We start from the raw sequence: 12,903 nt of genomic DNA, 5'->3' as shown, positions 1-12,903 counted from the left end.
CAGAATGTACCCCTTGGGTAAAAGACAGCACGAGATAAATCCGTTGGTGTCGCACATTATCTTGCCCGATATTTTAATCAAAGTTTATCTTTGCCTTCCAAATCTATTCAATTTGAATCCTGAAATACTTACAGAACTCGTTACGATGCGCATGCCATACGGCAAGTATAAAGGCGTTATTATTTGCAATATTCCTGAGCCCTACCTAGTTTGGTACCATAGCAAAGGTTTTCCAGAAGGCAAACTCGGTATGTTGTTACATACAATGTATGAAATAAAGCTGAATGGATTAGAGTATCTTTTGGAACCTTTAAAAAAGAAATAAGCTATCTCATTTTACTGAACGCGGATTTTTCTCCCAATGCTTCTGACATACCGGATCGTTTTAACACGAAAGATGTCATAAAACATAGCAAATACCAAAATAGCCGCAGGAATGTAAAAGGTTGCATAAGACAACTTCTTAAAGAGCAACCCACCGGAAATCCCTCCGATGAAAAAGAAAGAGATGATCGTTAATCTTAAACCTATTTTTTTGATGAGCTCCGATCGTTCGCTTTTATTAGTTTTAAAAAGAGCGGATAGATCTATTCCAAGGTCGGTAAATATGCCGGTTAAATGAGTCGTTCTTACTACCGATCCGGACACCATTGATACCATCGCATTTTGCATACCCATTGCAAACAAGAGAGCTCCGGCAAACAACTCAGTCTTTAAAAGTGATTTATCATAGTTAGCTCCATAAAAGCCAACCAAACTCAAAATAATGATTTCGATTATTATTGGGATTGTGTGGTAAAACCGTTCATAACGGCTCATTAAGAAACTATAAAGACTGGAGAAGAAAGCGCCCAGAAAAAAAAGCAACATCCATAAACCAACTATTCGGGCCGAAGCAAACTCTCCATTTGAAATTTTCTCAGCAAAGATGGCTACATGTCCGGTTACATTGGTGGTAAGAACTGCGAACGCTAAAAAACCAGATACGTTTACAAATCCTGCTGTGAGACATAATAACGACGCAAGCCGCATATTGTGTCTGTGAGTTCTTCTGCTTCCTGAATGTCTGAACATCTAATTTCGTTTAAAAATCCATCCTGCCAATTTTTCCTTTTGCACCTGCAAACCAAGCTGTTTTTCCGGAAGGAGAAAAACGAAAAGTATAAAAGCCTTCATCGTTAATCTTTACCCAGGTACGTCCATAATTATCCGAATAATAAATCCCGGGCAGGCAAGCTGCTATCAATTTCTTTCCTTTCGACTTAGGAACAAATTGAATGCAAGATACAAACGGAAGGTCCTTTATTTCTTGTCCGTGTTTATCGAATTTGTTCTTCCAGATTTTTCCACCATCAACTGATATCGCTATGGTATTATCAGTTTTGGCTTTATTATCGTAATTACCGCCGGCAACAACCCCTAGTTTTTCATTATACATCGCCAATGAAAAAATGCCCGTCATTTTTTCACCTTGCTGCAATGGCGTTTCGGACACCTTCCATGATTTACCACGGTTACTGGAATAGATCACTCTGGCTTTCGGACCACCTGTTGCAATCCATACAGAACGCTCTTTTGCATCTATTGAGGTATTAGAAGAAGCAAAAAAGGCTTCACCTGTTTCGATCTTTGGCAAAAAAGCACAATCAACAGCAGACCAATTTAAACCTCCGTCAACGGTTTTCAACAACTGAATGCATCCTTTTTGAGGATCGCCCAGTGCCCATCCATTTTTGTCGTCAGAAAAAACTAAAGCGTCAAAAAACTGCTCCTTATTTTCGTTTTTATATACTTGTCGCCAACTGCTACCCATATCATTTGTTCTCAAAATGTATCCGGGAGAAGCAATATTGGCAATCAAAACCGCATTATCAGGAGTTACGGCAATGCTTCTGAAATCGGTATTTTGCCAGCCAAGCTCTGTTTTTCCCATCTTCCAATCTGAGCCATTTGTAGTTGTATATCCCCAACTACCATTGCTTCCCCCAAACCAAACTGTTGAGTCATTTACTACTGCAATTGCTCTAATATTTGTGGCGGTATCTGGAGTAAACGTTATTAATGACTTTGTTTGAGCTATTGCCGAACTTGTCAAACATATACCTGCAAAAGCCAATATGCAGCTATTTTTTTTCATCTTTCAAGAATTTGGTTTTTCTCATTCAAATTGACGTAAATTTATCTGCTAAACAAATTGAAATTTCTACATTAAACATACGTTTTCCCCAATGGACAAAAAAGATCAATTCCGCGAAGTAGTAACAAATGGATATACCTTTTCTGGTGACAGTATAATTCTTGGAACATCTATCCTTGACGGTGTGGTGCTGGAAAACAACCAGATCAAAGCCCCATTAAAAACATTCAACAGACATGGACTGATTGCAGGTGCAACCGGTACCGGTAAAACAAAAACATTACAGGTAATTTGTGAAAAACTTTCAGAAAAAGGGGTTTCTATCCTGGCAATGGACATTAAAGGTGATTTAAGCGGAATTAGTCAGGCTGGTACTGAAAATCCAAAAGCAACTGAACGTGCAACAAAAATTGGCATTGAATGGAAGGGCAAAGCTGCTCCAACAGAATTGATGTCAATTTCAGATGAAAAAGGTGTTCGCTTACGCGCTACTATTTCCGAATTCGGCCCTGTTTTACTTTCCCGAGTCCTTGATTTAAATGATACACAATCAGGCGTTCTATCCTTAGTATTTAAATACTGTGATGATCAGAATCTGCCTTTGTTGGATATTAAAGACTTACGTAAAGTCTTGCAATACATTACCGCCGAAGGAAAAAAAGAAATTGAATCATCTTATGGTGCCGTTAGTCCAGCCTCGGTTGGCACTATTTTGCGTCAATTAATTGCACTGGAAGAACAGGGTGCCGATAAATTTTTTGGAGAGAAATCTTTTGAAGTTGAAGACTTGCTTCGCAAAGACGAAAATGGCTATGGCTACGTAAATATTATCCGACTGACAGACCTACAGAGTAAACCTCGCCTGTTCTCTACCTTTATGCTTTGTTTACTGGCTGAGATTTACCAGAAATTTCCGGAACGAGGTGATGCAGACATGCCTGAATTAGTCATCTTTATTGATGAGCCCACTTAATCTTCGACCAAGCTAGCAAAGCCTTGTTGGACCAGATCACCACTATGGTAAAACTAATCCGTTCAAAAGGTGTTGGAATTTTCTTTGTAACCCAAAATCCTACAGATGTTCCTAATGAAGTGTTAGGGCAATTGGGGATGAAAATACAACATGCACTCCGTGCTTTTACCGCCATAGACCGCAAAGCCATTAAGTTAACGGCCCAAAACTATCCGGAAACTGAATTCTATACAACAGAAGATATTCTTACCCAAATGGGTATTGGTGAGGCGCTTGTAACTGTGCTAAATGAAAAAGGTATTCCAACACCTTTAGCGCATACACTCATTGCTCCTCCTTCTTCTAGAATGGATGTAATTTCTCCTGTTGAAATGGATGCTCTTGTGGATAAATCTGTTTTGGCACGTGAATATAATGAAGAACTTGATCGTGAAAGTGCCTTTGAGATTCTTACTCAAAAATTAGAACAGGTTAGAAATCAACAGCAAACTGAAGAACAAGCAAAACAACAAGAAAAAGAAGAAAAGAAAAGCGCTAATGAGAAAAGCTTTGTAGAAGAAGCCATCAACAGTCGCGCCGGACAAACAATCATTCGTGAAGTAACCAGAGGTTTATTAGGTGTTTTGGGGTTATCGTCTACAACCCGTAAGAAGAAAACGACAGGCTGGTTTTAGAAAGATAAACCTTTAAAATTATACAGTATTATACACCCTAACCCCTAAGGGGGACTTGTAATGATCAATCAGATAAGAGTTTCCCCTTTAGGGGTTAGGGGTTAAAAACATAATATTCTTAAAATCAATCCCTCTGCACGCATAGGTTTTCAGGGAATTTTTCTACTTTCACCGATCAAAATTGTTAACCTCTTAAATAATATGTTCGAACCAATAGTAAATGCCATAAAAGGGGAGTTTGCAGAAAAAGCACAGTCTGTATTAGGCTTAGAGAGCGCTCAAATAGAACCAACATTAAAATGTGTAAGCGGATCATTAGTGGATACCATTAAAAAACAAGTATTTGGAGGTAAGCTGGATGACGTGATCGGATTATTAACCGGCGCAAACACTGCTGATGCAAGCAATCCATTAATGGGTGCTTTATCAAGCGGCCTGATTGAAAGTTTCACCTCTCGCATGAGCATGGATGACGCACAAGCGCAAAAAATCACCGACTTTACAGTTCCTTTTGCAATTGAAAAAATTGTAGAAAAATTTAAAGAGTCTGGTAATACTGCAGACCTTGATGGTTTCGCTTCATTTATTGGCATTGATAAAAACATTTTAAAATCTGTTTCGGGTGGCCTTGGAGGTTTCTTCGGAAACATGTTCGGATAGTCAACACTTAAACAAGAATGATAAAGGCCAGAAGCAGGATTGATCCTTGTTTTCTGGCCTTTATCATTTTAGAATTCCGTTCCGGCAGATTTTCGACAGAATTAATCTGTTATTTTGTACTAAACCATGAGTTGCAAAAAATGAAAATACTGGTTGTTGAGGATGAGAAACAATTATCTGAAAGTATAATCGCTGTCCTAACAGATGAAGGATTCGATTGTGAGGCCGCATATACATTCAGGGATGCAGAAAGTAAGCTAACCAATAAAATCTATGATTTGGTAGTACTTGATATTAATCTTCCCGGAGGATTAGGATTTGACCTATTCACAACAATCAATGACCAAAAAAATGCATTGCCAGGTGTTCTGATAATTTCTGCAAGAAGTAATCTTGATGATAAACTAAAAGGACTTAACCTCGGAGCTGATGATTACCTGGTAAAACCATTTAACATTAGTGAATTAGTGGCTAGGGTTAGAAGTATTATCCGGCGTAAATATCCGCAGGAAGCAAACGAATTATCCTTTCTTGATGTTGCTTACACTTTAGAAGGACAGAAGGTCTTTGTTAATAGCAGCGAACTTAAACTTACCAAGAGTCAATTACGGATCCTGTATTTTCTTTTGGCAAATAAAAACAGGGTGGTTTCAAAAGAATCATTATGCGATTATGTTTTAAAGGATGATATCGACATGGTGGATTCCCTTGACTTCATTTATACACATATTAAAAACCTTCGCCAAAAATTAAAAAAGGCCGACAGCGACGTGACCATTGAATCTGTATATGGCCTAGGGTACACTTTAAAGAAAAAAGATTGAGCAAGAATAACAATTTATACAGGAGACGTTTCGATAATCGCCTGAAGAGAAATTATATAATAGCATTGCCCATAATGCTCACGTTTGCGATTTTATGTAATTATGTTTCAATCCGTACGTACTATCAATGCATTTATCCACTTCAGTTTGAGCGAACCGTTAAAGCAATAAATGAACACATTGTAGCTTATCATGAACTGCCTGAAATTGAAAATGTTCATTATAAGAAACTGGATTATGGAACCATACCAAAAACCTATGGCGTTGAAACCTTTAGTTTTGACAAAAATGAATTGGCAGTACTTTCATATTACTCATCAGTAACATTACACGATCAGTTATACGAAGTAAAGATCAATCGCTACTATAAAAGCAATGATGGGCCGGGAACAGGGGTAATTATATTCGCTTTGTTAATTTCTGCTGGCTTATTCTTTTTCCTGAACTGGCTGTTTTTCCGCTTAAGTATTAAACGGTTGACGTTCAATATGTGGAAGCCTTATTACAGTAATCTTAGGCGGGTAAATGCCTATAATGTTGGCAGCAATAGACCCTTACAGTTAGTTAATACAGATATACGCGAGTTCAACCTTTTTAATGAGGCCATTTTACGCTTCACTGGAAATGCTCAAAAGTCTTACGAACAGTTACGTGAGTTTGTTGAAAACACATCTCATGAATTGCAAACACCTTTGGCTATCTTATTAACAAAGGTAGAGTTGATCTTAAAACATAAAGACCTAGGGTCGGCAGAAGCAAAAGAGTTAATTGAAGTTAAACAGATTATTCAACGTCTTTCCGGCGTTCATAAAGGCTTAAGTCTGCTTTCCCGCATCAAGAGTATTCAATGCTGTTCATATTATGACAAAGAAAATGTTAACATCAACGATGCAATTAAAGATAGCTTTGAAATTTATGAGGAACTTATAGCCTTCAAAGAAATTTCTGTAACGATAGAAGAAAGTTTGCAGCTTACCCTTTCAACCAATATCGAACTTATAAAAATTCTAGTTGATAATTTAATACGTAACTCAATTCAACATAATTACCATGAGGGAGTAATTGCGGTTCAGGTTTCTGAAGAAGGTTTTAAAATCTGTAATACGGGAGTTGAAGCCCCAATGCCGGGTAAGGACATGTTTAGCCGTTACCACACCAGCTCGAAGGATAGCGGAAGGTTAGGAATAGGATTGGCCATTGTGGAAGCAATTTGTGAAACATTGCATTTCACTTGTGAGTATTCTTCGCAGACTAATCTACATTCCTTTACAATAAAGATAAATTAACTTAACCTCCACCTGCAGATAGTACTGTAATACTAGAAATCAGACCAAATTTTACTTTAACGAAATTAAATTGCTTAATTTGACTTTTAACAATACCAAAAACTTCTTTTTAAAAGAGCATTTATCAAAAAAGACATATGTAACACTGAGTCTTCAGACTTTTTGCGGATAAAAAAAGAAAACAAATATGCTATTTCTTGTGTTAAGCTTCCTATCACAGACAGATGACAGAGCTTAAGTAACTTCTTTAATATAGAGAAAAGTTGGCGTTTTGTTTTTTGCTTTATTTTGTAACTTCATTGTTAGATACGCTCTAAAAGTCTATCAGTCTTATTTTTTTCTATTCCTGCCCAGCGTTTTCAACAGTTTTTCGACAACATTGGGTAGTTTCTTTGCGAACACATTCTTATATAATAATTAAATCATTTTACAACTTATGGATATGAAAATATCAGAAGCAGCTCGTTTATTTCCGTTTCTATTGCTAGGAGGAGTACTGCTGACAGGTTGTGGTTCATCTGCTAAACAAGATCAGCAACAACAAATGCCTGCTCAGGAACTTCCCGTGATTACTATCAAATCTACTCCGGCGTCAATGTTTACCGAATATACTACATCTCTTCAAGGCAGGGTAAATGTGGAAGTCAGAGCCCAGGTGGATGGTTCCCTATTGAAAGTATTGGTGGATGAAGGACAATATGTAAAAGCTGGTCAACCTTTATTTAAAATAGACGATCGCGTTTACCGTGAACAGGTAAATACAGCGGCGGCCGCTATTCAGTCTGCAGAAGCTGGCTTAGCAAACGCTCAGGTTGAGATTGACAAATTAACTCCTTTGGTTCAAAATAAAGTGGTATCAGAGATACAGCTTAAAGTAGCAAAAGCCAATTATCAAACTGCTAAAGCTAATGTTGAACAAGCAAAAGCACAATTGGCATCTGCAAAGATCAATCTTGGATATACAACCATTACAGCTCCAGTAAGTGGTTATATTGGCCGTCTTACACAACGTGTAGGTAGTTTGGTTGGAAGGTCAACTGCTGAACCATTAACTGTTTTATCAGACGTTCAGGAAATCTATGGTTATTTCTCTGTTGGTGAAGCTGAATTTATTCGCTTCAAGGAACGTTATCCTGGCAAAACGTTGGAGGAAAAATTGAGAAATGTGCCAGGTGTTACCTTAATCTTAGCCGATGGAAGTGAATATCCACAAAAAGGTAAAGTACAAATGGGCGAGGGTCAGTTTGATAAAGCCACCGGCTCTATCAGCCTACGTGCAACCTTCCCTAATAGTGGCGGCATTTTGCGTTCTGGAAACACCGGTAAGATCAGAATCTCGGAAGAAAATCCATCAGCACTGATTGTTCCTCAGGAATCAACCTTAGAAATGCAAGATAAAATCTTCGTTTACACTTTGGCCGACAGCAATAAAGTTAAGGCTACGCCAATTACCGTTGGTGGAAAAAGTGGAAACGCTTATGTAGTAAAAACAGGCGTTAAAGAAGGCGACAAAGTCGTTTTCACCGGATTGGGCAGTCTGCAAGACGGGATGAAGATCATTCCTAAGCCTATAAACACTGACAGTGTTTACAAGGCACAGCTCTCAATGAAATAACAATTGCTCGTAAATGCTGCTTAAACCATGAGCTACGCGGCATTTAACAGATCATTATTATCGCTCAATAGTTAAATACATGTTAAAGAAATTTATAGAACGGCCCGTTCTGGCAACAGTAATATCGGTGATATTAGTGATGCTTGGTGCCATTGGGTTATATACCTTGCCTATTACGCAATTCCCGGATATCGCACCTCCTAGCGTACAGGTGACAGCAAGCTATCCGGGGGCCAACGCTGAAACGGTTCTCCGTTCAGTGGTAATTCCGCTTGAAGAGGCTATCAACGGTGTGGAAAACATGACTTACATTAAGTCAACTGCAAGTAACGATGGTTCTGTATCAGTAAGCGTATTTTTTAAGTTAGGAACTGATGCCGACCAAGCTGCGGTAAACGTTCAAAACCGTGTTTCTGGTGTTACCAACCAACTTCCTGTGTAGGTTGTACAATCTGGTATCACTACGGTAAAACAGTTGAACAGTTTTATCATGCTTATCAGCTTATATTCTGATAACGATAAGTTGTATGATGAAACCTTCCTACAGAACTACGGAAAGATTAACATTATTCCGGAAATCAAACGTGTTCCGGGTGTAGGCCAGGCGCTAATCTTTGGTAATAAGGATTATTCAATGCGTATTTGGTTAAACCCTCAGCAATTGGCTTCTTATAAATTATCTCCTCAGGAAGTTTTAGGAGCCATTCAAGACCAAAACCTTGAGGCTGCTCCGGGTAAATTCGGAGAAGGTAGTAAAGAAGCTTTCGAATATGTGATCAAATACAAGGGAAAACTGAGCCAACCAACGGATTATGAAAACATCATTATCCGTTCTAACAACGACGGCTCAATTCTACGTCTTAAGGATGTTGCCAGAGTAGAGTTCGGTTCTTTCACTTATGCTGGTGATACTCGAAATAACGGCCGTCAGAGCACAATGGTTGCGGTATTCCAAACTGCGGGTTCTAATGCGAACGAGGTTCAGACACAAATCAACAAACTAATGGTTAAAGCCGAAAAGGCTTTCCCTAAGGGTGTTCACTATGATAATATTTATAGTACAAAAGAACAATTAGATGAATCAATCGATCAGGTAGTAAGTACTCTGGTTGAGGCATTTATCCTTGTGTTCATCGTGGTGTTCTTATTCTTGCAGGATTTCCGTTCGACATTGATTCCGGCTATTGCAGTTCCGGTAGCGATCATCGGCACGTTCTTCTTTATGTTGTTGTTTGGTTTCTCCATCAACTTATTAACCCTTTTCGCACTTGTATTGGCAATCGGTATTGTGGTGGATGATGCCATTGTGGTAGTGGAAGCCGTGCACGTAAAAATGGAGCAGACACATTGGCCGGCACGTAAAGCAACTTTCTCTGCAATGAGTGAGATTTCTGGCGCCATCGTTTCGATTACATTGGTTATGTCGGCAGTGTTCCTGCCTGTTGGATTCTTTACCGGACCAACCGGTGTATTCTACCGTCAGTTTGCCTTTACTTTAGCAATCGCCATCTTAATTTCAGCCGTAAATGCATTGACTTTAAGTCCGGCATTGGCGGCCTTGTTCCTAAAGAACACACATGCAGAAGGCGACGGCGTTCAACATAAGCAAAACTTTGCTGGTAGATTCTTTAGCGCATTTAACGCTGGATTCACCGCAATGACAAACAAGTACATAAAAAGTCTTCAGTTCTTAGTTCGTCATAAATGGATCTCTTTAGGAGGACTTGCAATAATTACTGCTGCCACTATTTGGTTCATGATTTCAACCCCTAAGGGATTTATTCCGAATGAGGATAACGGTTTCGCAGCTGTAGCGGTTTCACTTCCTGCAGGATCATCTTTAGAAAGAACCAATGAAGTTATGGCTAAAGCTGATAGTGCATTAAGGGCAATTCCTGCTATCAGTGATGTGATCGGCATCAGTGGTTTCAACTTGTTAAGTAACTCTTCGAGTCCTTCATTCGGCGTTGCATTTGCCAATCTTCGAGACTTAAAGGATCGTGGTGATGTAAAAGATGTGAATGGTATTATGGGCCTTATGAACCAGAAACTTGCCGGCATTAAAGAAGCTTCATTCTTTGTGTTTACTTTACCAACCGTTCCTGGTTTTGGTAACGTTGACGGCTTGGAGATGGTATTACAAGATCGTACCGGTGGTGACTTGAATAAGTTTAGCCAAACAGCCTTTGCATTCAACATGGAGCTAATGCAACAAAAAGAAATTGCAGTTGCTTATACCACCTTCAAAAACGATTATCCACAATTTGAGTTGGAAGTTGACCAAGTGAAAGCAAAACAACTTGGAGTTAACGTAAAAGACCTGATGACTGTTATGCAGGCTTTCTATGGAGGGATGATGGCTTCTGACTTTAATCGCTTCGGTAAATATTACCGTGTAATGATGCAAGCTGACGCGCCTTACCGTCAGACAGAAGGTTCTTTAACAGGCGCATTTGTTAAAAATGACAAAGGTGAAATGGTTCCTTTAAATACTGTAGCGAAACTAAAACGTGTTTACGGACCTGAATCTTTAGACCGTTATAACATGTTTAACTCTATTACAGTGAACGTAATGCCTAAGCCAGGTTTCAGTACCGGCGATGCATTAAATCGTGTAGAGGAGGTGGCTGCCCGTAAATTACCTCAAGGTTATTCTTTCGAGTGGACCGGAATGAGTAAGGAAGAAAAGGAATCAGGCGGACAATCGGTGATTATTTTCTCTCTTTGTTTATTGTTTGTTTACTTCTTATTGGCAGCTCAATACGAAAGTTATATTGTTCCATTGGCAGTAATTCTATCTATTCCAACAGGTATGCTTGGGGTATTTATTGCTATCAATCTAACGGGTATTCAAAACAACATCTATGTACAGGTAGGATTGATCATGTTGATCGGTTTGTTAGCCAAAAATGCCATTCTAATTGTTGAATATGCCATTCAACGCCGTAGGGCAGGAATGAGCCTGATGGGCGCTGCTATTGAGGCTGCCCAGCTTAGGTTACGTCCTATCATCATGACTTCAATTGCATTTGTGGTAGGTCTTATTCCGTTGATGCGCGCAACAGGTCCATCTGCTATTGGTAACCACTCCATCAGTATCAGTGCGGCAGGGGGTATGCTTGCCGGGGTAGTATTAGGTGTATTTATTATCCCTGTATTATTTATCGTTTTCCAATACATTCAGGAAATGATAACCGGAAAAGCTTACATCAAGAAATACGTGGATGAGGGTGAAGAAGAACCTGTATTACACTAATTTTTTAACAGATAATCAAGAATCAACTAATGATGAAAAATAAATTTCAGTTAGGTGTAGCTCTTTTGGCCTTATCGGCAAGCTTTAATGCTTGCCGCGTAAGCGAAAAATATGCGCGTCCTGATCAGAAAATGCCGGAACAATACCGCGATTATACTTCTTCAGCTGATACCAGTTCTTCCATAGGAAAATTAGAATGGAGAACGTTATTTAAAGATGAAGAGTTAGTATCACTTATTGACAGTGCAATACATAATAATATCAATCTTCAGCTGGCGGTTAAAAACATAGAAAGTGCAGAGCGATTATTGAGTCAGGCGAAGATGGGAAACATCCCGGAATTATCGGCACAAATTGCGGCATCAATCACTCGTCCTTCTGATAATAGCTTAAATGGTATCAGTGCTGGACAATTTTTAGGCTCAAAATATGTAAAAGATTATCAGGCAACCTTGAACCTTTCATGGGAAGCTGATATCTGGGGAAAAATCCGATCGCAAAAGGAGTCTGCTTTAGCTACCTACCTTCAAAGCCAGGAAGCTGCCAAAGCTGTACAAACGCAAGTAGTTGCGGCCGTTGCACAAGGTTATTATAACCTGTTGATGCTAGATGAACAACTCCGCATTGCCAAAAACAATGTGGAACTAAATGATAGCACATTGTTTATCATTCGTTTACAGCGAGATGCCGGACAGGCAACTACATTGGCTGTTCAGCAGGCTGAGGCTCAAAGGCTGAATTCTGCAATATTAATTCCGCAACTGGAACAAAGCATTGCCATTCAGGAAAATGCGCTTAGCTTCTTAACCGGTGAGATGCCCAAAGTAATTACACGTCGACAAAATCTTTACCGTGTTGACCTTCCAACGGAATATAACTCAGGTGTTCCAGCATTATTGCTAAGTAACAGACCCGACGTAAAGTCAAGTGAACTTGCCCTCGTTAGTGCAAATGCCCGAGTTGGTGTTACTAAGGCTGCGCTTTATCCCTCATTGACGATCACCGCTACCGGAGGATTAAATGCATTTGAGGCAAGCAATTGGTTCAATATTCCGGGATCGTTGTTTGCAACTGCAGCTGGTTCTGTAGCTCAACCTATTTTCATGCGTAAACAATTGAGAACTCAATATGAGTTGGCAAAAATTGATCGCGATAGGTTTGCCCTTGATTTCCGTCAATCGGTACTTATAGCGGTTGGAGAAGTTTCTGATGCTTTAGTAAGGATTGATAAAATACAAGAGCAGGAAACCATCGAAAGAACTAGGGTGGATACTCTGAAATCGGCCATTGTAAATGCCAAACTATTGTTTAACAGTGGAATGGCTGATTATCTTGAAGTCTTAATTGCACAGGGAAGTGCATTGCAAGGTGAACTAAACCTGGCGGATATTCAACGTCAGCGTTTAGCGCTAGCTGTTGAATTATACCGTTCATTGGGCGGTGGCTGGAAATAACAATTAATCTCTCTTTTATATTTT

Annotated in this window: 8 protein-coding genes and 2 pseudogenes; 8 read left to right on the top strand and 2 right to left on the bottom strand. The window is 39.3% G+C overall.

Going from position 1 to position 12,903, the window contains the following annotated elements:
• Positions 1-4 precede the first annotated feature (4 nt).
• The gene (locus SOLCA_RS23685) at positions 5-325 is read left to right on the top strand and encodes a DUF3820 family protein (protein ID WP_014682175.1); all 321 of its coding nucleotides are present in this window, start codon (positions 5-7) and stop codon (positions 323-325) included.
• Between the two features lie 11 nt (positions 326-336).
• Here SOLCA_RS23685 and SOLCA_RS19385 read toward each other — a convergent pair whose 3' ends face one another.
• Together SOLCA_RS19385 and SOLCA_RS19380 are read right to left on the bottom strand one after the other, a co-directional pair.
• Complete coding sequence (locus SOLCA_RS19385) at positions 337-1,074, bottom strand: YoaK family protein (protein ID WP_014682174.1); 738 nt, start codon at positions 1,072-1,074, stop codon at positions 337-339.
• A 10-nt stretch (positions 1,075-1,084) separates the two neighbouring features.
• A complete protein-coding gene (locus tag SOLCA_RS19380; protein ID WP_014682173.1) occupies positions 1,085-2,137 on the bottom strand; it encodes a WD40/YVTN/BNR-like repeat-containing protein in 1,053 nt (350 codons plus the stop codon).
• 91 nt (positions 2,138-2,228) lie between these two features.
• On the opposite strand from SOLCA_RS19380, the pseudogene SOLCA_RS23845 reads away from it, so the two are divergent.
• From SOLCA_RS23845 to SOLCA_RS19345, 7 genes and pseudogenes are all read left to right on the top strand, one after another.
• Positions 2,229-3,784 (top strand): annotated as a pseudogene (locus SOLCA_RS23845) (helicase HerA-like domain-containing protein).
• Positions 3,785-3,985: 201 nt separating this feature from the next.
• Positions 3,986-4,444: a hypothetical protein gene (locus tag SOLCA_RS19370; RefSeq protein WP_014682172.1), complete on the top strand. Its 459-nt coding sequence runs from the start codon at positions 3,986-3,988 to the stop codon at positions 4,442-4,444.
• Between the two features lie 17 nt (positions 4,445-4,461).
• On the top strand, positions 4,462-5,268 hold the full coding sequence (locus SOLCA_RS19365) for a response regulator transcription factor (protein ID WP_014682171.1): 807 nt from the start codon (positions 4,462-4,464) through the stop codon (positions 5,266-5,268).
• Positions 5,269-5,342: 74 nt separating this feature from the next.
• Positions 5,343-6,554: a sensor histidine kinase gene (locus SOLCA_RS19360; protein ID WP_014682170.1), complete on the top strand. Its 1,212-nt coding sequence runs from the start codon at positions 5,343-5,345 to the stop codon at positions 6,552-6,554.
• A gap of 442 nt (positions 6,555-6,996) precedes the next feature.
• A complete protein-coding gene (locus tag SOLCA_RS19355; RefSeq protein WP_042481720.1) occupies positions 6,997-8,169 on the top strand; it encodes an efflux RND transporter periplasmic adaptor subunit in 1,173 nt (390 codons plus the stop codon).
• 79 nt (positions 8,170-8,248) lie between these two features.
• A pseudogene (locus SOLCA_RS19350) lies at positions 8,249-11,425 on the top strand (efflux RND transporter permease subunit).
• A gap of 29 nt (positions 11,426-11,454) precedes the next feature.
• On the top strand, positions 11,455-12,879 hold the full coding sequence (locus SOLCA_RS19345) for an efflux transporter outer membrane subunit (RefSeq protein ID WP_014682168.1): 1,425 nt from the start codon (positions 11,455-11,457) through the stop codon (positions 12,877-12,879).
• The last annotated feature ends 24 nt before the right edge of the window (positions 12,880-12,903 follow it).

Origin of the sequence: Solitalea canadensis DSM 3403, from assembly GCF_000242635.2 — a bacterium.
GTDB classification, from domain to species: domain Bacteria; phylum Bacteroidota; class Bacteroidia; order Sphingobacteriales; family Sphingobacteriaceae; genus Solitalea; species Solitalea canadensis.
This window is presented reverse-complemented; position numbering and strand designations above follow the sequence as displayed.